16 protein-coding genes, 2 tRNA genes and 3 rRNA genes are annotated in these 21,857 nt (G+C 54.6%); 3 read left to right on the forward strand and 18 right to left on the reverse strand.

Annotated elements, in window-relative coordinates; all coding sequences use genetic code 11:
* Positions 1 to 5: 5 nt before the first annotated feature.
* The 16 genes from rseP to ADJ74_RS10205 form a co-directional block, all read right to left on the reverse strand.
* Positions 6 to 1,046: an RIP metalloprotease RseP gene (rseP, locus tag ADJ74_RS10130; RefSeq protein ID WP_050344003.1), complete on the reverse strand. Its 1,041-nt coding sequence runs from the start codon at positions 1,044 to 1,046 to the stop codon at positions 6 to 8.
* Positions 1,047 to 1,066: 20 nt separating this feature from the next.
* Entirely contained in the window at positions 1,067 to 1,888 is an 822-nt protein-coding gene (locus ADJ74_RS10135; RefSeq protein ID WP_050344005.1) for a phosphatidate cytidylyltransferase, read from the reverse strand.
* 15 nt (positions 1,889 to 1,903) lie between these two features.
* The gene (locus tag ADJ74_RS10140; RefSeq protein WP_009442216.1) at positions 1,904 to 2,698 is read right to left on the reverse strand and encodes an isoprenyl transferase; all 795 of its coding nucleotides are present in this window, start codon (positions 2,696 to 2,698) and stop codon (positions 1,904 to 1,906) included.
* Positions 2,699 to 2,780: 82 nt separating this feature from the next.
* Entirely contained in the window at positions 2,781 to 3,014 is a 234-nt protein-coding gene (locus tag ADJ74_RS10145; RefSeq protein ID WP_050344007.1) for a hypothetical protein, read from the reverse strand.
* Complete coding sequence (gene frr, locus ADJ74_RS10150) at positions 3,014 to 3,571, reverse strand: ribosome recycling factor (RefSeq protein ID WP_050344009.1); 558 nt, start codon at positions 3,569 to 3,571, stop codon at positions 3,014 to 3,016. The genes ADJ74_RS10145 and frr overlap by 1 nt, the downstream gene beginning before the upstream one ends.
* Positions 3,568 to 4,293, reverse strand: a complete 726-nt coding sequence (gene pyrH, locus ADJ74_RS10155) for a UMP kinase (protein ID WP_050344011.1) — start codon at positions 4,291 to 4,293, stop codon at positions 3,568 to 3,570. Before pyrH ends, frr begins: the two co-directional genes overlap by 4 nt.
* A 119-nt stretch (positions 4,294 to 4,412) precedes the next feature.
* Positions 4,413 to 5,279: a translation elongation factor Ts gene (tsf, locus tag ADJ74_RS10160; RefSeq protein ID WP_050344013.1), complete on the reverse strand. Its 867-nt coding sequence runs from the start codon at positions 5,277 to 5,279 to the stop codon at positions 4,413 to 4,415.
* Positions 5,280 to 5,351: 72 nt separating this feature from the next.
* Positions 5,352 to 6,056, reverse strand: coding sequence for a 30S ribosomal protein S2 (gene rpsB / locus ADJ74_RS10165; protein WP_050344015.1), 705 nt, complete (start codon positions 6,054 to 6,056; stop codon positions 5,352 to 5,354).
* A 211-nt stretch (positions 6,057 to 6,267) separates the two neighbouring features.
* Positions 6,268 to 6,831 (reverse strand): cell division protein SepF, encoded by a 564-nt coding sequence (gene sepF, locus ADJ74_RS10170; RefSeq protein ID WP_050344017.1) that lies wholly within the window; start codon positions 6,829 to 6,831, stop codon positions 6,268 to 6,270.
* A 140-nt stretch (positions 6,832 to 6,971) separates the two neighbouring features.
* A complete protein-coding gene (typA, locus tag ADJ74_RS10175; RefSeq protein WP_009442224.1) occupies positions 6,972 to 8,789 on the reverse strand; it encodes a translational GTPase TypA in 1,818 nt (605 codons plus the stop codon).
* Positions 8,790 to 8,963: 174 nt separating this feature from the next.
* Positions 8,964 to 9,521, reverse strand: a complete 558-nt coding sequence (locus ADJ74_RS10180; RefSeq protein WP_050344019.1) for a hypothetical protein — start codon at positions 9,519 to 9,521, stop codon at positions 8,964 to 8,966.
* 136 nt (positions 9,522 to 9,657) lie between these two features.
* Positions 9,658 to 9,733, reverse strand: a tRNA-Trp gene (locus ADJ74_RS10185).
* Between the two features lies 1 nt (position 9,734).
* Positions 9,735 to 9,810: transfer RNA gene (locus ADJ74_RS10190), tRNA-His, on the reverse strand.
* Positions 9,811 to 9,862: 52 nt separating this feature from the next.
* A 5S ribosomal RNA gene (gene rrf, locus ADJ74_RS10195) occupies positions 9,863 to 9,979 on the reverse strand.
* Between the two features lie 193 nt (positions 9,980 to 10,172).
* Positions 10,173 to 13,107, reverse strand: a 23S ribosomal RNA gene (locus ADJ74_RS10200).
* Between the two features lie 410 nt (positions 13,108 to 13,517).
* A 16S ribosomal RNA gene (locus tag ADJ74_RS10205) occupies positions 13,518 to 15,061 on the reverse strand.
* The 16S, 23S and 5S rRNA genes sit together here with 2 tRNA genes alongside, the layout of an rRNA operon.
* A gap of 345 nt (positions 15,062 to 15,406) precedes the next feature.
* Between ADJ74_RS10205 and ADJ74_RS10210 the strand changes: the two genes are divergently transcribed.
* The 3 genes from ADJ74_RS10210 to ADJ74_RS10220 are packed head-to-tail and all read left to right on the forward strand — an operon-like array spanning position 15,407 to position 17,518.
* Positions 15,407 to 16,144, forward strand: a complete 738-nt coding sequence (locus ADJ74_RS10210; RefSeq protein WP_050344021.1) for a thiamine diphosphokinase — start codon at positions 15,407 to 15,409, stop codon at positions 16,142 to 16,144.
* Between the two features lie 18 nt (positions 16,145 to 16,162).
* The gene (locus ADJ74_RS10215) at positions 16,163 to 16,945 is read left to right on the forward strand and encodes a tRNA 2-thiocytidine biosynthesis TtcA family protein (protein WP_050344023.1); all 783 of its coding nucleotides are present in this window, start codon (positions 16,163 to 16,165) and stop codon (positions 16,943 to 16,945) included.
* A gap of 21 nt (positions 16,946 to 16,966) precedes the next feature.
* Complete coding sequence (locus ADJ74_RS10220) at positions 16,967 to 17,518, forward strand: hypothetical protein (protein WP_050344025.1); 552 nt, start codon at positions 16,967 to 16,969, stop codon at positions 17,516 to 17,518.
* Positions 17,519 to 17,638: 120 nt separating this feature from the next.
* On the opposite strand, the gene ADJ74_RS10225 is transcribed toward ADJ74_RS10220, so the two are convergent.
* On the reverse strand, positions 17,639 to 19,858 hold the full coding sequence (locus tag ADJ74_RS10225; RefSeq protein WP_050344027.1) for a bifunctional (p)ppGpp synthetase/guanosine-3',5'-bis(diphosphate) 3'-pyrophosphohydrolase: 2,220 nt from the start codon (positions 19,856 to 19,858) through the stop codon (positions 17,639 to 17,641).
* Positions 19,848 to 21,836: a single-stranded-DNA-specific exonuclease RecJ gene (recJ, locus tag ADJ74_RS10230; RefSeq protein WP_172664531.1), complete on the reverse strand. Its 1,989-nt coding sequence runs from the start codon at positions 21,834 to 21,836 to the stop codon at positions 19,848 to 19,850. Before recJ ends, ADJ74_RS10225 begins: the two co-directional genes overlap by 11 nt.
* Positions 21,837 to 21,857: the final 21 nt, after the last annotated feature.

Below are 21,857 nucleotides of genomic sequence, written 5' to 3' on the forward strand. Positions count from 1 at the left end.
ACGGGTCAGCCTCCTGCAAAAATACGTACGACATCATTCTTCATCGCGAGCAGCATCAACAGAATAATCAGCCCCACACCCGCATTTTGGATATAGTGCATGACCTTCGGGCTCAGTGGCTTGCCACGCACCGCCTCAACACAGAGCGTCAGAAAGTGTCCGCCGTCCAGTGCCGGTACGGGCAGAAGATTGATGATCGCAAGATTGAGACTGAGGAGTGCGGCGAAATTGAGGAGCGGGACAATGCCCATCTCTGCGACTTCTCCCGCCATCTGTGCCACACCGATTGGCCCCGCAAGTTCCGAGCCAGAGAGCTCCAGAACGATCCGATAGAGCGCATCGAGCATCATCACGACAATCATCGCCGTCCGCTCAAATGCCATCGAGATGGACTGGAAGAAGCCAGGATAGGTGCTGGTATAGGCATTCACAATGCCGATGTATCCACGCTGCTGTGAGGCATCATAATGTGGGGTCACACTGACCGTCAGCTCCTGCTCATTGCGCTCCACCTGCATCGTCATCGGAACTGTTCCGTGGTTTGTGCGAATGGCGTCCACCATCTCCTGCCACGTCTCGATGGGCTTACCATCAATTGCAATGATGCGGTCATTCGCCATGAGCCCCGCCTGTGCAGCAGGATTATCGGCAAGCACCTTGCCAAGAACAGGCGCAGGATTCGGCGTCTGCACCCCGGCAAAGAAAAAAATGCCGAAAAAAAGAACGATCGGCAGGATAAAATTCATCGCCGATCCAGCAAGAATCACAATCATGCGGGAGAGAATCGGCTTGCGGCAATAGCCGCGATCACCGGCATCGTTGTCATCTGCCGCCATGCCGGCAATATCATTGAACCCGCCCAGCGGAACCAGACGGATCGAATAGACTGTCTCTCCATAGCGAAAATGCACAAGACGCGGTCCAAAGCCGATGGCAAATTCATCCACGCGCATCCCGGTCAGTTTTGCCGTGATAAAATGCCCCAGCTCGTGCACAAAGACGAGCAGTCCGAAGACAAAGACTGTCGCAGCAATTTTCTCTAACATCCAAGCTCCTTTTGCCCCACTCAGCGCAGGACAATGTATACCGTATAGTAATAGACCAGCGGCGCCGTAAAGAGGACACTGTCAAAGCGATCCCATACACCGCCGTGCCCCGGGATAATCGCGCCCGAGTCCTTGATGCCCGTCTGTCGCTTCATCATGGACTCGACAAGATCACCAAGCGTACCGAGCACGGCAATCGCTGCGCCCAGTGCAGCCATCTGCGGCAGCGGCATTGCGAGAAGCCAGCCAAGCCCCACAATGACAGCAATCGTACCGATCAGGCCACCAAAGAATCCCTCGATCGTCTTATTCGGGCTAATGGCAGGTGCCAGCTTGTGCGAGCCAAACGCACGCCCGGCAAAATAGGCGAAACTGTCACTCGCCCATGTCCCGATAAACATCACCCAGACCATCGCTGCTCCGCAGGAAAACGTCTCAATCGGCGTCGTATAGACAGGCCCCGTCATATTCCGCAGGAGAATAAGCAGTGCAAATGGCATGCCGATGTAGCAGATCCCCGCCACAGAAACAGTCGCATCGTGAACTGACACATCGCCGCGCAGGAGGACGCAGGTCATCAGGGCAAGAATCGAGGAGGCGATCAAGGCAAGCAGAATCACGCTCTCCTGCCCGATGAACGCGCCATACAGCATCCCCCCGATGCCAAGAATACCGGAGAATAGGGCAGGACTGCCTCCACGGTGCGAAAATGCACGTGTATACTCAAACCACGCGAGAGCTGCGAGCACCGCTGCGGCAACCGTAAACGTTGTTCCGCCCGTCTGTATAACATATCCTGCAATGCCAATACCGATAATGCCGGAGATAATGCGTGTAATCAAAGACAGCCTCCATCTTTATTCTTCTGTAGTAAGCCCGCCAAAGCGCCGACTTCGTCCTGCAAAGTCCTCAATGGCACGCTTAAGTTCTTCCGGTGTGAAATCCGGCCAATGCGTCTCCGTAAAATATAGCTCTGCATAGGCAGACTGCCATAGGAGGAAGTTGCTCAGCCGAAGATCGCCGCTCGTACGGATGAAGAGATCCACGGGCGGATCGCCCGCCGTATCGAGTGCATTGGAAAAGAGTGCCTCGTCGATTTCCTCGGGGCGAAGCTCCCCCTCTGCGACACGCGTGGCCAACTTGCGAACAGCACGCACGATCTCATCCTGGCTGCCATAATTCGCCGCCAGATTAAAATGCACGCCGGTATTATGCGCCGTACGCTGCTCTGCATCCTCCATACGGGCAAGGAAACGATCAGAGAAGCGATCCCGCCGACCGATGAAGCTCATACGGACATTTTGCTCATGCATCTCCGTGATCTCCTTCTCCAGGAAAGAATCGAAGAGATTGAGCAGAAAATCGACTTCCCGATGAGGGCGCTTCCAATTCTCTGTTGAAAAGGCATAGACGGTCAGCACCTCTATCCCTATATGCGAAGCGGCACGAACAATACGCTTCAAGGTACGCGCGCCCGCCTCATGGCCTGCTGAGCGTGATTTTCCTTTCCCTTCTGCCCATCTTCCATTGCCATCCATCACGATGGCAACATGACGTGGCAGACTGGCACGATCGAGTGCAAGATTGGAAAGGCTGTGATCGCTGTCGATGTCCGGCGTATCATTTTTTTTGCCGAATATTCTCTTCCACATATCAAATCTTTCCCCTTCTCCTATGCCTTTACTCTTCTACCAAAACACCCCTTCGGCGGATGCCGAAAGGGGTGTCGCGCATTCAGCGGAAATGTTCTTCGTAGGCGGCGACAGTCGGACTGCACAGCGGAAGTTCCGTGAGCGTGACCTGATGCACAGCCCCATTCTGGCGAACACGAATGACATAGGACTGCGTCTCATCGACGGGAAAAAAAGGACGTGATGCACGCGATACCGATATCGTGTAGGATGCGCCTTCGGCATCCAGCTCCCGTCGCACCTCATCCCATGGACGTGCCGAAAAGGAATCCTCCATCAGATCTCCATGACCTCTTTTTCCTTTGCTGCACGCATCTCGTCCATCTGCTTGACGAACTTATCGACGAGCTTCTGCACAGAGTCCTGACCGCGCTTGGACTCGTCCTCATTGATCTCCTTGTCCTTCTCGAGCTTTTTGATCGCCTCGTTTGCATCGCGTCGGATGTTGCGCAGAGCGACCTTCGCCTCCTCCGTCTTCTTGCCGACCGTCTTGATCAGCTCCTTGCGGCGCTCCTGCGTCGGCTGAGGAATCGCAAGGCGAATCACATTCCCGTCAGAGTTCGGCGAAAGACCGAGATCAGACTTTGAGATGGCGATTTCGATCTCATGCAGAATCGACTTCTCCCACGGCGTAATGACGATCATGTGCGGCTCCGGCACCGTCACCTTGGCAAGCTGATTGACCGAGGTCGGTGTGCCATAGTAAGGGACCATCACCTTATCCAGGAGATTCGGTGTTGCACGACCCGCACGCAGCGAAGAGAACTCGCGGCGAAGCGCCTCGATCGCCTTACTCATACTCTCCTCATGCTTTGACAGAATATCCTTGATCATACTGCTTCGCCTCCTACTGTTGTACCAATCGGCTCGCCAAATGCTGCCCGTGCAATATTTTCATGCACATCAATATTAAACACCACCATGGGGATGTTATTCTCCATGCAGAGACTAGTCGCCGTCGCGTCCATGACCGCGAGTCCCTTGTTCAGAATATCAATATACGCCAGTTTCTCAAAACGCGTGGCATTGGGGTTCTTATTCGGGTCGGAATCGTAGATGCCGTCCGTCCCCTTCTTCGCCATGAGAATAACGTCCGCCTCGATCTCCGCAGCGCGCAGAGCGGCCGTCGTATCCGTGGAAAAATAGGGATTCCCCGTACCTGCACCGAAGATCACAACACGCCCCTTCTCCATGTGTCGGATGGCACGGCGGCGAATATACGGTTCTGCCACCTGACGCATCTCAATGGCACTCTGGACGCGCGTGTCAACGTCCTGATTTTCGAGAGCATCCTGCAGGGCGAGTGCGTTCATCACAGTCGCCATCATCCCCATATAGTCTGCCGTCGTGCGGTCCATCCCCTTCGCACTGCCCGCGAGTCCGCGCCAGATATTTCCTCCGCCGACCACAATGGCGACATCGATACCGTGATCGCGTACCTTCTTAATCTGCGCGGCAATTGCCTCGACAACCTGTGGATTGATCCCGAATCCCTGATCTCCCGCGAGCGCTTCTCCGCTCAGCTTCAACACGACGCGACGATATTTCGTTTCCAAGACAACTCCTCCTGTCACGCACATTCTCTGCGCCATTATAGCACATTTTTCCAAAAAAATCCGCAGACCATCTGCAAAAAAGAGCTGCCGTCGGGCAGCTCTCCTCTCTTCATATCATCTTACTTCATCTGAGCAGCGACCTCTGCAGCGAAGTCCTCCTGCTTCTTCTCGATGCCTTCGCCCAGCTGATAGCGCGTAAACGCCTTGATCTCTACCGAGCCGAGCACATCTGCAATCTTCTTCTCCGGATCCTTGACGAATTTCTGCTCAAGCAGGCAGACTTCCTCATAGAACTTATTGATACGCCCCTCAACCATCTTCTCGATGATCTTCTCGGGCTTGCCCTCCTCAAGCGCCTGTTTACGGAGGACTTCCTTCTCATGCTCGATATGATCAGCCGTCACGCCGGCACGATCAATCGCGAGCGGCGCCGCTGCCGCAATCTGCATCGCAATATCCTTGCCGAGCTGCTCATCCCCACCGGAAAGCTCAACGAGGACGCCGATCTTACCGCCCATGTGGATGTACGTTGCCACACGGCCTGCACCCTCATAGCGGGCGAAGCGGCGAAGGGAAATCTTCTCCCCGATCGTTGCCGTTGCCTCGGTAATGAGGGAGGCAACATCCTTGCCATCCAGCGTGCTTGCATTCAGTGCATCGAGATCTGCCGGGTTCGTCTCTGCAATGTGCTTTGCGACCTTCGCACTGAGCTCACGGAACTGTTCATTGCTGGCAGCAAAGTCCGTCTCGCAGTTGATCTCGACAATGACACCGACCTTCGCGTCGGACGAAAGATATGCTGTCACCGCGCCCTCAGCAGCGATGCGTCCCGCCTTCTTCTCGGCCTTTGCAATCCCCTTCTCGCGCAGATAGTCGATTGCCTGCTGCATATCGCCGTTCGTCTCTGCAAGAGCCTTCTTGCAGTCCATCATACCTGCGCCCGTGCGCTCACGCAGTTCCTTTACCATCGCTGCACTAATTGCCATTATCGTTCCTCCTATGATCGTTCCATAAAAAAGGGGTAAGGGGATAATGCTCCCTTACCCCACTGTCTTTGATTACTCAGCCGCTTCCTGTGCGCCGCCCTGATTTCCCTCGAGCACAGCGTCTGCCATGCAGCCCGTGAGAAGCTTCACGGCACGGATCGCATCGTCGTTGCCCGGGATCACATAGTCGATCTCATCCGGGTCACAGTTCGTGTCGACAATCGCGACGATGGGAATGTTCAGCTTGCGTGCCTCGGCAACCGCAATACGCTCCTTGCGCGGGTCAACGACAAAGAGTGCACCCGGCAGACGGCTCATATCCTTAATTCCGCCCAGATAACGCTCGAGCTTCTCCTTCTCGTGGCGCAGACCCTGTACTTCCTTCTTCGTGAGAACCTCGAACGTGCCGTTCTCCTCCATCTCCTCAAGTGCCTTGAGACGATGAATACGACGCTGAATCGTCTGGAAGTTCGTCAACATACCGCCGAGCCAACGCTCGTTGACGTAGTACATATTCGCACGGAGCGCCTCCTCGCGGATGGCCTCCTGTGCCTGCTTCTTCGTGCCAATGAAGAGCACAGTCTTCCCTTCCTGCGCAACGCTGCGAAGGAAATTGTACGCCTCATCCACCTTGCGCACCGTCTTCTGCAGATCAATGATGTAGATACCATTGCGCTCCGTGAAGATGTAACGTGCCATCTTCGGGTTCCAGCGACGCGTCTGATGTCCGAAATGGACACCTGCCTCCAGAAGCTGCTTCATAGAAATGACTGCCATAAAATACCTCCTGTTGTTCTTCCGCGCTTCTCATCCGCTGTACCACCGCGTAAATACGGCACAGAACAGCTATCGAAAACGCGTGTTTTTTACACTAGGGCGTATTATAGCATACCATGGGCGCCAAAACAACGCCCTGCAGAATTTTTTTACAAAAAAGAGCTCCTGCACGAAGACGTTGGTCTTCGCGTAGAGCTCCTCTGTCTATCATTCAGTTGGTCTTCGTCGCTGCAAGTGGGTCCGTCACATCAACACCCTTCGGTGCATAGAGAATGATCGTACTCGAGACGACATGTGCCGTACCATGCATCACATAGCAGGCACCATTCAGGAAGTCACAGACACGGCGGCGTTCCGGCTCGCTCATGCAGTCAAAATTCACGGCGATCGCAATCCCCTGCTTCAGCTGGACAACCGCCGGAGCTGCATCATCGTAACGACGCGGACGATGAATCCGCACGCGCAGTTCCGATACCTTCGTCGTATGTACCGTCAGCGGCGTCGAACTTCCCTCCCCTGTCACAGGCGTACGCGGAGACTGAAAGGAACTGGTGCTGCCATAGGAAGGCGATGAGAATGACGACACCGTTCCCCCATTGGCAACGCGTCGCTGGGAAGCAAAACTCTGTGCTGCCTGCGTCGTCTGAGCAGTCTGTGACGCCTGCTGCGCACGAATCTCCTCTTCCTCTTCTTCGTCCTCAGCAATCGGTATAAATGAGTCCACAACGTGTGAAACCATATCTTTCACACGTGAAAACAAAGATTCCGCACCCATATACCTCTTCCTTCCTTGATCTGTATCATCCGCCGAAAATTGGCGACAAATTCTCATCCTGCTAACGCAGACATACTATCATATTTCTTTCAGAAAAGCAAGTGCACCGACAAGAAAGTTGATGAAAAAACTTTTCAACGTTACTTACGCGCATTCTTCGCCGCGCGGCCGCGCGCCGTACGGTCGAGAATCGCCTTGCGCAGGCGAATATTCTCCGGCGTCACCTCAACGAGCTCATCATCATTGATATACTCCAGTGCCTGCTCCAGACTCAGAATACGCGGCGGCGTCAGGCGGATCGCCTCATCTGAGGCAGAGGTACGCATATTTGTGACATTCTTCTTCTTGCACGGATTGATGTCCATATCAATATCGCGTGAGTTCTCCCCGACAATCATCCCTTCGTAGACCTGCTGGCCCGGCGAGATAAACATCGTCCCGCGATCCTGCAGCGAGAAGATTCCATAGCCTGTCGTCTCCCCCTGCTCAAACGCAACAAGCGACCCATGCGAACGCCCCGTCATATCCCCCTTGTACGGAACATAGCCGTGGAAGATATGATTCATAATCCCATTGCCCTTCGTACTCGTCAGGAGCTCCGAACGGAAGCCGATCAGCCCGCGCGCCGGTATAAAGAACTCCATGCGGATATAGCCCGACAGCTCCGTCATATTCGACAGCTCCGCCTTGCGCGTACCGAGCGCCTCCATCACGGCGCCCATATACTCCTGCGGAACCTCAACCGTCAGATTCTCCATCGGCTCGCACTTCTGTCCGTTGATCGTCTTGTAGACAACCTCGGGCTTGCCGACCTGCAGCTCATAGCCCTCACGGCGCATCTGCTCGATCAGGATGGAAAGATGCAGCTCACCACGTCCCGATACCTTGAACACATCGGCGGAATCCGTCTCCTCGACGTGCATGGCGACATTCGTCTCGATCTCCTTGAACAGGCGATCGCGCAGATGGCGCGACGTAACGAACTGCCCCTCACGGCCTGCAAACGGACTCGTATTGACACCGAAGGTCATGGAGAGCGTCGGCTCATCAATATTGATCGTCGGCAGTGCCTCCGGATTCTCCGCGTCTGCCACAGTATAACCGATGCTCACATCGCCGAGCCCCGTCAGAGCGACGATCTCGCCCATCCCCGCTTCATCGACTTCGACGCGCTTGAGTCCCTGATACACATAGACCTTGCCGACCTTTGCCTTCGTCTCATGGTCGCCGCTGATCACAACCACATTTTGATTGGGGCGCACCGATCCACGAATCACGCGCCCAATGGCAACGCGGCCAACATAGTCGTCCGCTTCGAGCGTCGTCACCATCATCTGCAGAGGCCCCTCCGCATCGCCCTGCGGTGCCGGGATCTCCTTCACGATGGTCTGCATCAACGGCTCGAGATTATCGTTCGTATCCTCCATGTTAAACTTGGCGATACCGTCGCGCGCCGCCGCATAGATCACGGGAAAATCGAGCTGGTCATCGTCCGCATCCAGCTCCATAAAGAGCTCCAAAACCTCATCGTACACATCGTCCACACGCTGATCCGGACGGTCGATCTTGTTGATGACAACAATCGGCTTCAACCCTTGTTCGAGTGCCTTGCGCAGAACATACTTCGTCTGCGGCATCGGGCCCTCAAACGCATCGACGAGCAGGAGAACACCGTCCACCATGTTGAGAACGCGCTCCACCTCACCACCAAAATCCGCATGACCGGGAGTATCCACGATATTGATCTTAATCCCATCATAGAGGATCGCCGTATTCTTCGAAAGAATCGTAATCCCACGCTCGCGCTCGATATCACCCGAGTCCATCACGCGCTCGTTCACCTGCTCGTTCGAGCGAAACACGTGGCTCTGCTTCAGCATCGCATCGACCAGCGTCGTCTTACCATGATCAACGTGAGCAATAATCGCGATATTGCGCAGTTTTTCATTGATCGCCATATATCATATTCCTCCCCATAGTTCCGTTCAAAAGATAGTGTGTCTATCTTAGTATAGCAAAGCATCTTTGTCAACAGGTATTATGAGCAGATGCTACATTTTCCCACGCAAAACAAAAAAGCCGTGACACAAAGCCAATTAACTTCGTGCCACAGCCCCACTGTATGAAAGAGCTTACTTTCCTTTGCTCTGCGCCTCCACCGAACGCTGCCAATTCTTGTAGAACTGCTCAGAAAGCTTGGAGAACGTCGCCACCGTATTCCCATCTGACTTATTTGCACGCACCTCATACGTGTAGAGGAGCTCGTTCGTACCGGCACGGTAAACATCAAAGAAGAACACCGTACGGCTATTATTCGCAACGGTCAGAATGACATAAGCATCCGCATAGGAAGCAACATTATCCTTGAACGCCTTTGCTGCATCACGGCGCGGAAGAGCCTTCAGATCGATCCCCTTGCTCTGCTGGAGATCACTCGCAACCGTATCATAGCTGACCACATTGGCACGCGTCACATTGGACGCATCTGCCTCAATCTGCGTCAAAATATCAATGGAAGGAGCGGTATTCTCAACCTGCACATAAAGCGGAGCTCCGATCGCCAAACGATTGACATTTGTAAGCACCGCGCCCTCGGGCAGCGTAACCTTATCCGTAAAAGGGGAAGCACTCACCTGTACGGCAAGCAACGTGAGACACAAGACAAGCGCCATTTGGACGAATTTCTTCATGGATCGATCTCCTCCTTAAATAGACAGCAAAAGCTCTTTGCTGTTCGCCATTCTACACTATAATGGAATGTTTGACAAGAAAAAGAAGATAAAAGAACAAAAAAAACCGTATCAAATCGATACGGCTGAACCTCAATGGCAGGGGCAGTAAGACTTGAACTCACAACCTACGGTTTTGGAGACCGTTGCTCTACCAGTTGAGCTATACCCCTATGGGGCGACTTATGGGGATCGAACCCATGCATGCTGGAGCCACAATCCAGTGTGTTAACCGCTTCACCAAAGCCGCCATGTCATTTATAAATAGAACTCGTGAACACGTCATTCACGAGTTCTATCCTTTGCGGCAACTACCTACTCTCCCACGTCGTCTCCAACGAAGTACCCTCGGCCTGTGGACGCTTAACTACTGTGTTCGGAATGGGAACAGGTGGAACCGTCCAGGCATCATCACCGCATCTTGTTGAATGAGTCTTGCTCACTCAAAACTTCACAGAAGAAACTTCCTTGCAAATTAAAGCGAAATACTTGCTCTCTACTTAGCGAATCACACGATTGAGCCACGGTCGACATTTGCTGCGCAAACGTCGACTAAGTGACTCACACAAAACTGCTCGTTCGCTTTCGCTCACGCAGTTTTGGTTCGCTACTTAAGTCAAGCCCTCGACCGATTAGTGCTGGTCAGCTGCACACATTGCTGTGCTTCCACATCCAGCCTATCTACCTTGTCTTCTTCAAGGGGTCTTACTTCCTTTTAGGAATGAGATACTTCATCTCGGGACGGGCTTCACGCTTAGATGCTTTCAGCGTTTATCCCTTCCGGACGCAGCTACCCGGCCGTGCCCTTGGCAGGACAACCGGTACACCGTTGGTCCGTCCACTCCGGTCCTCTCGTACTAGGAGCAGCCTCCCTCATGTATCTTACGCCCGCGATGGATATGGACCGAACTGTCTCACGACGTTCTGAACCCAGCTCACGTACCACTTTAATGGGCGAACAGCCCAACCCTTGGGACCTGCTTCAGCCCCAGGATGTGATGAGCCGACATCGAGGTGCCAAACCTCCCCGTCGATATGGACTCTTGGGAGAGATTAGCCTGTTATCCCCAGGGTAGCTTTTATCCGTTGAGCGATGGCAATTCCACTCTCTTTCCACCGGATCACTAAGCCCTACTTTCGTACCTGCTCGACCCGTCAGTCTCGCAGTCAAGCTCCCTTCTGCCTTTATGCTCTGCGCGCGATTTCTGTCCGCGCTGAGGGAACCTTTGGACGCCTCCGTTGCTCTTTCGGAGGCGACCGCCCCAGTCAAACTGCCCGCCTGGTACTGTCCCGAACACGGTTAATGTTCCGGTTAGATCCTTAGCATATAAAGGCCGGTATCCCAACGGTGACTCCAATCGATCTAGCGATCGATCTTCCCAGTCTCCCGGCTATCCTGTACGTTATATGCCAAAGACCAATGCCAAGCTGCAGTAAAGCTCCATGGGGTCTTTCTGTCCAGTCGCGGGTAACCTGCATCTTCACAGGTATTTCAATTTCACCGGGTCCCTCGTTGAGACAGTGCCCAAATCGTTACGCCTTTCGTGCGGGTCGGAACTTACCCGACAAGGAATTTCGCTACCTTAGGACCGTTATAGTTACGGCCGCCGTTTACAGGGGCTTCAGTTCGCTGCTTCATCTCGAGGACTAACAACTCTCCTTAACCTTCCTGCACCGGGCAGGCGTCAGCACCTATACTTCAGCTTGCGCTTTCGCAGGCACCTGTGTTTGTGGTAAACAGTCGCTTGGGCCTCTTTTCTGCCGCCGACAATAGCTCCAACAGTAAATGTCTTCACCATCAGCGGCCATCCTTTTCCCGAAGTTACGGATGCATTTTGCCGAGTTCCTTAACGAGGGTTTTCCCGCGCACCTTAGGATTCTCTCCCCGCCTACCTGTGTCGGTTTTGGTACGGGCGGACGTCTTCTCGTTAGAAGCTTTTCTTGGCAGTGTAGTGCAGCTGAATTCAGATTGACCGTAGTCTTTCCTATCTATCGGTTCTCGGCCTTGTAGTATGGGGATTTGCCTCCATACCAGCCTACCGCCTTCGACGCGCTCTACCAGTCGCGCGCTCAGCTTCCTTCCTGCGTCACTCCATCCTCAAACGAAGACGCCCGGTACTGGAATTTTCGCCAGTTGTCCATCGCCTATGCTTTTCGCCTCGGCTTAGGTCCCGACTTACCCCGGGACGACGAGCGTTGCCCGGGATTCCTTAGGCTTTCGGTGGACAGGATTCTCACCTGTCGTTTCGCTACTCATACCGGCATTCTCACTTCTTACCCGTCCAGCAGTCCTTCCGGTCTGCCTTCGTCCAGATAAGAACGCTCCCCTACCCAGTGTGTACCTTAGTACACCCTGCCGCGGCTTCGGTTCTGTGCTTGAGCCCCGGATATTTTCGGCGCAGGGCCTCTCGACCAGTGAGCTATTACGCACTCTTTTAATGGTGGCTGCTTCTGAGCCAACATCCTGGTTGTTTTCGAAGTCCTACATCCTTCTCCACTTAGCACAGCATTTGGGACCTTAGCCGGCGGTCTGGGCTGTTTCCCTCTTGAATACGGGTCTTATCACTCGCATTCTGACTCCCAGGCTGCCCATATGAGCCATTCGTAGTTTGACTGGGGTCGGTAGGCTTTACGCCCCCTTGCCCGATCAGTGCTCTACCGTCTCTATGGTGATTCGCCTGAGGCTAGCCCTAAAGCTATTTCGGGGAGAACCAGCTATCTCCACGTTCGATTGGCATTTCACCCCTATGCACACCTCATCCCAACGTTTTTCAACACGCACGGGTTCGGTCCTCCACTCATTTTTACCTGAGCTTCAACCTGGACATGCATAGATCACTGTGGTTTCGGGTCTAATCCATGCTACTTCCGCCCTCTTAAGACTCGCTTTCGCTTCGGCTCCGCGTCTCCCGCTTAACCTCGCAGCATAAATTAACTCGCCGGTTCATTCTTCAATAGGCACGCCGTCGCACATGTAAAGTGCTCCGACTGTTTGTAGACATACGGTTTCAGGTTCTATTGCACTCCCCTCCCGGGGTTCTTTTCACCTTTCCCTCACGGTACTTTTCGCTATCGGTCGTTTCGATGTATTTAGCCTTGGATGGTGGTCCACCCTGCTTCCCACCGGGTTCCTCGTGCCCTGTGGTACTCTGGATCCCTGCACGCCTTTCACTCTTTCGTGTACGAGGGTCTCACTCTCTTTGCCGCACCTTCCCAGATGCTTCCACTAAAGTGTCCAGTTTGTTGCAGGTCCGCAACCCCGGAGAACCGAAGTCCTCCGGTTTGGGCTCCTCCCGTTTCGCTCGCCGCTACTCAGGGAATCTCTTTGATTTCTTTTCCTCCGACTACTTAGATGTTTCAGTTCATCGGGTGTTTTCTCCCTACCTCTAGGATAGGGTGACAAGACGTTACTCTTGCCGGGTTGCCCCATTCGGAAATCCATGAGTCACAGCTTACTTGCAGCTCGTCATGGCTTATCGCAGCTTATCGCGTCCTTCTTCGTTTCGAAACGCCTAGGCATCCGCCGTATGCCCTTCTTCACTTGACTTAACGTTCCGCTTCGATGTTAGGGACACCGCATATCCTACCGTCTGCTGTGTCGGCTCAGTCAACGTAGCGAACTACGTTTCCTTGTGCCTCCTTGCATTCGGCAGAATCTTCGGCGTCAATCTCACATTGGCGCAGAACTCATCTTAGTGATTAAGGTATTTTCGCTTTATCCTAATTTGCTTGGGAAAATCTTTCAGTGTGGAAAATATCGTGACATGAGTTCACCATATCTCCCATGTTTAGATTTTCTTGTTTCTTCTGTGCAGTTTTCAGTGAACAATAAGAGCTTCATCGACTATCCAACAAATCGTTGGTTTCCAGTAGATGCGCCCTCAAAACTAGACAATGCAAAACTTTAGCCAAATGACCGACCTAAGATTGTGAACCGTAGTTCATCTTAATCCTTAGAAAGGAGGTGATCCAGCCGCACCTTCCGATACGGCTACCTTGTTACGACTTCACCCCAGTCACCTTCCCCACCTTAGACGGCTGCGCCGGCTTCGGGTGTGAATGACTTCCGTGGTGTGACGGGCGGTGTGTACAAGACCCGGGAACGTATTCACCGCAGTATGCTGACCTGCGATTACTAGCGATTCCGACTTCATGCAGGCGGGTTGCAGCCTGCAATCCGAACTGGGAAACGGTTTTTGAGGTTCGCTTGCCCTCGCGGGTTCGCTGCTCTCTGTCCGTTCCATTGTAGTACGTGTGTAGCCCAGGCCATAAGGGGCATGATGACTTGACGTCATCCCCGCCTTCCTCCGCGTTCTCCGCGGCAGTCTCCTTTGAGTGCCCACCTTTACGTGATGGCAACAAAGAACAGGGGTTGCGCTCGTTGCGGGACTTAACCCAACATCTCACGACACGAGCTGACGACAGCCATGCACCACCTGTTTTCCTGTCTCCGAAGAGAGGGCACTATCTCTAGCGCTTTCAGTCAATGTCAAGGCCTGGTAAGGTTCTTCGCGTTGCTTCGAATTAAACCACATACTCCACCGCTTGTGCGGGTCCCCGTCAATTCCTTTGAGTTTCAGCCTTGCGGCCGTACTCCCCAGGCGGGATACTTATTGCGTTAACTCCGGCACGGTAGGGGTCGATACCTCCCACACCTAGTATCCATCGTTTACGGCCAGGACTACCGGGGTATCTAATCCCGTTCGCTCCCCTGGCTTTCGAGCCTCAGCGTCAGTTGCAGTCCAGAAAGCCGCCTTCGCCACTGGTGTTCTTCCCAATATCTACGCATTTCACCGCTACACTGGGAATTCCGCTTTCCTCTCCTGTACTCAAGACCGATAGTTTCTCTCCCATCACGGGGTTGAGCCCCGCACTTTTAAGTAAGACTTACCGGCCCGCCTGCGCTCCCTTTACGCCCAATGATTCCGGACAACGCTCGCCACCTACGTATTACCGCGGCTGCTGGCACGTAGTTAGCCGTGGCTTCCTCGACAGGTACCGTCATTACCTAATACTATTTGCACTAGGCACGTTCGTCCCCGTCAACAGAGCTTTACGATCCGAAGACCTTCTTCACTCACGCGGCGTTGCTCCGTCAGGCTTGCGCCCATTGCGGAAGATTCCCCACTGCTGCCTCCCGTAGGAGTCTGGGCCGTGTCTCAGTCCCAATGTGGCCGTTCATCCTCTCAGACCGGCTACTGATCGTCGCCTTGGTGAGCCGTTACCTCACCAACTAGCTAATCAGACGCAGACCCATCAACAGGTGATAGCATGTTCAGAGGCCATCTTTCATCAGAGAAGGATGCCCTCCTCTGACTTCATTCGGTATTAGCATTCCTTTCGGAATGTTGTCCCCATCCTGTCGGCAGGTTGTCTACGTGTTACTCACCCGTTTGCCACTAGATTCTCTAAAAGCAAGCTTTAAGATCATCCCGTTCGACTTGCATGTGTTAAGCACGCCGCCAGCGTTCGTCCTGAGCCAGGATCAAACTCTCCATAAAAGACCGTAGTCTATCTGAGAGCCTGTTGGCTCAAAATGTCATTCTTGTAAAAGAATTGTGTTCGTTGACCGAAGGTGTTTCCACCTTCACAACGATGTTGCATCTGGCTGTTAGAGTTTCCTCTAACTTGTTTTGCATTGTGTAGTTTTCAGGGTACATCCTGCGCCGCTCTAGTGCTGGGGCTTGCTTGCGCTCGCCCGCCGCTCTCATCGGCGCGACTGTCATAATATAACACACGTCACGAGTCCCGTCAACCCCTCTTTTTCGTTTTTTTCGCTTTTCGTCAAAAAAGCCGTGTGATATAATCATATTCTATCATAAAACTCGACAAAAGGAACTATTGTCATGCATGAATACAAGCACAATCTTATCCTCCCAGCGCTCCACGCAGCGCTGCCCTCCCCGCCGTCACAGGAGGTCGTCTGTATCGGCGGAGGGCGGACACCGGCAAAAGATTGGATGGCACAGCTCGTGCCAGAATCCGAAAAGGGCGGTACCGACCGCCCCATCTGGGCGATTGATCGCGGAGTGAATATCTGCCATACTCTTTCGCTCCCCCCTGCACATTTGATCGGCGATAGGGACAGCGCGGCTCATGATGCATGGGCGTGGGCAGAGGAACACGGCGCACGTGTGCATGCCTTTCCACCCGCAAAGGATTTTACCGATACAGAGCTTGCGCTCAGGATCGCCGCAGAGCTCATGCCCCGTGCGCTCGTTATCCTGACTGGCGCATTCGGTGGCAGATTCGACCACCTCATGAGTGCTGCCTCCGTCGCGGCACACGCTGCTCTCCCCTGTATCCTCGCTGATGAACGTGAGGCACTGTTCTTCCTGCATGGCGACGAATCCTTAACCATTACATGTGACAGTCCTCCGCAGGCCGTCTCCCTTCTCCCTTTCACCGAGGAGTGCACCGGCATCACGACAAATGGACTGCGATGGGAGCTGAACGGTGCAGAGATACACACGCACTCTTCCACGACAATCAGCAACGTCCTCGCCGAGGGCAACACAGAGCATTGCTTCTCCGTCGCACTCAGACGCGGTATCCTCGGCGTCTATCTCTGTCATAAGGAATAAAGGAAGCAACTCAATTCTATGAACATCAACATCCCGCAGACCTATTTCAGCAAACTCATACGTGCCGTCGTCGAGTTTGAACTCATCGACAACGGTGACCGCATCCTCATCGGTGTCTCCGGCGGCAAGGACAGCATCTTTCTCACCTACGCACTCGCCATCCTGCGCGAACGCCTGAAGAAAGACTTCACCATCGCCGCATTCACCGTCAACCCGCAGTTCGACGATCCCTTTGACACCGATGCGATTGCGGCGTTCTGCAAGAGCCTCGACGTTCCGTACGAGGTCGTTGACGTTGACATTGCCGGGGCAATCGCAGAGCAGGAGGAAAAAAGTCCCTGCTTTACCTGTGCCTTCTTCCGCCGCGGTGCAGTCAACCGCTACGCAAAGGAACATCACATGAACAAGGTCGCCTACGCGCACCATCATGACGATGCGGTGGAGACCTTTCTCATGAGCCTGTTCTACTCAGGACAGCTCAACACCTTCCGTCCCAAGACCTACCTTGACAAGACGGGCATCACCGTCATCCGCCCGCTCGTCTACTTCCGTGAGCAGGAGATCATCGATGCCATTCCCCTGCACGGCTTCACCCCCATTCCGTCGCCCTGTCCGCACAACGGCAATACCACACGGCAGGCCGTCAAGGAACTCATCGCACATCTCAGTGCGGAGAATCCAAACCTCTACAACCACCTCGCCGCAGGGATGCGCGAGGGCGCCCTCGGTGAGCTCTGGCCCGCGAGCAAAACGCGCAAGGAGATGGAGCACACCTACCGCGCCTTTATGGCGAATATATAAGAAAAATTTCTAGAGGGTAAAATGAATATCGACAACATGTTTTCCTGCCAATCATTTTTATATCTTTCCAAGAAAGCAGCCAGGGCCTTGGACAATATTCCCGCCAGCAGATTCATCTCCATTCACGACACAGAAGCGCTGTGTAAAATTGCAAAATACATTGGGTATGAGGATATCGAAGGAGCGATTCTGCTGGATTATTATGATCAGCATATATTGACGATACACGAATGGGATTACATCGACGTGTTATGGAATAATATGGCTGAATCAGTGGATGAATGCCTGCGCAAAGGTAAAGCGGTGTGCACATTTTGGGGATGTCCGTGCGAAATACATCTTATCGCCCATGAAAATAATTTTATCAAGGTTTATACGAATTGGAACAAGAAAAATTACTGGCTGCCGAAAAAGGAGTTTTTCACGACGATCCTCCTCGGAGCCAATGAATTCTTCCGTTGTTTAAGCTCTCCTCCATGGCAGCACAGAACGTACGAACCAACAATTTCCCATAATTTTGACATCATGGGCAAAGTCGCAAAATACGGTGACAGTCGGTGGAGTGATGGTTAGGATAATCTGTAACATCTGTGCAAAATTTGATGGATAGCTTCCCCCCACTCCGCACTTTTTTCAATAAACAAGAGCTCCGCAGGTCGGTTTCTGTTGCCGATATGCGGAGCTTTTATTCTGTTATCCCTCTCCGTTTCCTGCGCCGAGGGTGCGCGTGACGCGGTAGACGTCCTTGAGCTGACGGACACGCGTCATGACTCGCTCGATCTGGTCGATGTTGCTGACGCTGAGTCCGAGCTGGACGGTGGAGGTTTTATTGCGGCGGTTCGGTGTGGCGTTGATGGTCTGGATGTTGATCTTCATCTCAGACGGTACGGCGAGGATCTCGGCGAGCATCCCGTTGCGGTCGTTGCAGATGATCTCAATGCCGACAGTGTACTCCTTGTCCAGACCGATGTCCCAGCTCACCTCGATCATGCGCGTAAACTCGGTGTCGTTGAGGACGTTCGGGCAGTCGGAGCGGTGCACGGAGACGCCGCGTCCGCGCGTGATGTAGCCCGTGATTGGGTCACCCGGAACAGGGTTGCAGCAGCGCGCGAGGCGGACGAGGTAGCCGCCCTCCCCTTCGACGAGGACGCCATGACTTGCCTTTTTGCGCTTGCCGCGCCGTGGCGCCTTGAGCTCCGAGAGCATCTGAGAGACCTCGGGCGGTGTGCTGTCCTTGATCGCCTGCTGATAGAGCTCTATCAGCTTCGTCATCGCTCCGCGCAGGCTGACACCGCCGTAGCCAAGTGCGGCGAGCAGATCGTCCTCGCTCTGCACATTGAGTTTTTCCGCGACCTTGGCAAGTCGCCCATCCGTCATGAGATCCTTTGCCGCATAGCCAAGACGCTTTGCCTCGTCGCGGATGAGGGTCATGCCGCGCTCAATGTTCGCCTCGCGGTTCTCTCGTTTGAACCATGCGCGTATCTTGCCGCGCGTCGCCGAGGAGGCAACGGTGTTCAGCCAGTCGGGGCTCGGCCCGCCGCTCGCCTTGTTCGTGACGATGGAGACGATGTCGCCGTTCTTCAGCTTGTATTCGAGCGGCACGATTTTCCCATTGACCTTTGCACCGACGCAGTGATGCCCGATCTCCGTGTGGATGTGATAGGCAAAGTCGATGGGGTTCGAGCCTTTTGGCAGGTCAATGACATCACCGCGCGGCGTAAAGACAAAGACCTCGTCGGAGAACACGTCGAGCTTCAGCGCCTCAAAGAATTCCTTCGGATCGTCGTATTCCTTCTGGAGGCTGACCATCTGACGCAGCCACGACATCTTTTGATCGTTCTCATCGCCCGCACCGACGCTCCGTCCCGCCTCCTTGTACTTCCAGTGCGCCGCGATACCGAACTCGGAGATCTGGTGCATCGCCTTGGTGCGGATCTGGATCTCGAGCGGATCCCCCTCCGTCATGACGGTCGTATGCAGGGACTGATAGCCGTTGGACTTCGGCATGGCAATATAGTCCTTGAACCGCCCCGGGATCGGCTTCCACATCGCGTGGATGACGCCGAGCACACCGTAGCAGTCCTTAACCGTCGAGACGAGGACGCGCACGGCTGAGAGGTCGTAGATCTCATTGATGCTCTTGTTGTCCCGCTTCATCTTGCGATAGATGCTGTAAAAATGCTTCGCGCGCCCCTTGATCTCCGCCTCGATTCCCGCCGCCTCAAGCTGGGCACGGATCTTTTGAACGGCATCCTGAATGAATTCCTGCCGCTCACGCCGCTTCTGCTTTACCTCCTCCACCAGAGTATAGTATGCCTCCGGTTCCAAGTACCGCAGGCAGAGATCCTCAAGCTCTGCCTTAATGCCGGAGATGCCGAGGCGGTTGGCAAGCGGCGCATAGACTTCGAGTGTCTCCCGCGCGATGCGCTGGCGTTTGTCCTCGCGCATATACTTCAGCGTGCGCATATTGTGCAGGCGATCAGCGAGCTTTATCATGATGACGCGGATGTCCTTCGCCATAGCGAGAAACATCTTGCGGTAGTTCTCGAGTTTGACGTCCTCCTTGGACATGGACTCAATGCGCCCGAGTTTTGTCACGCCGTCGATGAGCGTCATGACGTTCTTTCCGAATACCTCCTCGATCTCCTCGAGGGTGGTCTGCGTATCCTCCACCACGTCGTGCAGGAATGCGGCGCATATCGTCTCATCGTCAAGATGGAGTGTTGTAAGGATATAGGCGACGTGCATGGGGTGGACGATGTACGGCTCGCCCGAGACACGTTCCTGTCCCCGATGGGCGTTCGCCGCAAATTCGTAGGCGCGTACGATTTTATTGATATCCGCGTTTGGCTGATATGCGGCAATCTTCTCCAAGATCATATCGAGTGTCACGGGTTTCAGTTCATCCGACATCTGCTGCCGCCTCCTTTCTCTCCTGATGCCGACGATAGGTCGGCGCATCCATCAGCTCCATTTTACCCCGCGGCGGAATAAAATTCCACCCCTCAGGTGATACATTCAGCACGCCGAGCTCCAAAAATATCTGCAGGGCGCAGTCCATCGTGTAGTGCGAGACATGTTCCATCATGGATGAATAGCGGTGGGTAAGCACCGGTGCACTTCCCCGTATCGTCCCATCCTCCGCCGCAAGAGAACGCAGGAAGGCATAGATCCTGCGAAGCAGTTCCCGCTCCGGAAAGATGCGCTCGTGTACGGCGGGCGTGACACTATCCACCATGCACTGCACGGAGCGTTCACCCTGCCACTCGTTGATGCTCGGCGTATAGGCGAGGTCGCTGTCCTCCTCCGTCAGCACTGTCACGAGATCGCCTGCGTTCCAGTATAGTGCTGTGATATGATGCTCCCGCGTGCCGATGTCCATGCGCAGATGCTTTCCCTCCGCACCGATGGACAATGCCCTCTGCGGACGCACGTTCCGCACGCCGAAGATCGGGCGCGGATTTCCCATCCCGTACGGCTCCAGCAGAGCCAGTTCCTCCACTGCCCCGATGGTCCAGTCCGCGGGAGCGGCAAGGGCCGAAATGGAGACCTTCGGGATAAAGTCCTGCGCGGTCAGTCTGGTGCGCACTGCCTCCGAAAAGGCACGACGAAAGTCCGAGAGACGCTCACAGGAGAGTGTCAGCCCTGCCGCCATTGCGTGTCCGCCGAACTGGATGAGTGTGTCACGACAGGTGGAAAGTGCCTCGTAGAGATGCAGTCCTGCAATGCTGCGGCATGAGCCCTTATAGACATCGTCCCGACGCGTGAGGACAATGCTCGGTCGATAATATTTTTCGACCAGGCGAGATGCCACGATGCCGATTACGCCCGCATTCCAGTCCTCTCCTGCCACGACGATGGCAGGAACATCGGGGGTGAAGTCCGCCAGCTGCAGCTCTGCCTCCGCCAAGATGTCCTGCTCCAGATCGCGCCGCTCCGTATTGAGCGCATTCAGCTCCCCTGCCATGCGGGCAGCACATGCCGTATCCTCGGTCAGGAGGAGCTCTGCCCCATGACGCGCTGTCTCTATACGGCCTGCCGCATTGAGACGCGGAGCAAGCTGGAATCCGACCTGCCCCGTGTTGATGCTCTTGTCCCCCAGTCCCGCGACCTCGATGAGGGCGCGTATGCCGACACAGGGATACTCTGCCATCTGCTGCAGTCCCATCTGCACGATTTTTCGGTTCTCGCCGACGAGTGGCACAAGATCGGCGACCGTGCCGAGTGCCGCAATGTCCAGATGCTCTGCAAAGGGCTCCTTTCCCTCCATCTGCCAAAGTGCCTGAACGAGCTTAAACGCGACACCGACACCTGCGAGATTCTTCTCCGGGTAGGAACAGTCCGCACGATGCGGATTCATCACGGCATAGGCAGGCGGGAGCGTCTGCCCCGGCAGATGATGATCCGTGATGACGATGTCCATACCGCCCGCCGCCTCTGCCACAGTATCCACCGAGGCGATGCCGCAGTCCACGGTCACAAGGAGGCGGCAGCCCTCCCCTGCGATCTGTTGCAGGGCATCTGCGTTCAGCCCATAGCCCTCCGTGAAACGGTTCGGGATATAGTAGGAGACATTGCCGCCGAGCGCGCGGATGCTCCGCATCAGGAGGGCGGTTGCCGTCATGCCGTCCACATCATAGTCCCCGTAGATCACGATCGGCTCGTCACGGCGGATAGCACACAGGACGCGCTCTGCCCCGCGCTCTATATCCGCCATGAGAAAGGGATCATGAAACGGCGTATCCGCGGGGTGGAGAAAAGCTCGCGCTTCCTCTGCCGTGCGGATGCCGCGCTGCCAGAGGAGCTGTCCGATGATGGGCGTGACGCCGATCTCTGCGGCGAGCGCGTCCCCCTCGTCTGTATGCTGTGCGACGATCCATTCTTTCAGCACGTTTTTCTCCTCCTCTTCCCA

The sequence above is a fragment of the Selenomonas sp. oral taxon 478 genome, assembly GCF_001189555.1.
In the GTDB taxonomy this organism is placed as follows: Bacteria; Bacillota; Negativicutes; order Selenomonadales; family Selenomonadaceae; genus Centipeda; species Centipeda felix.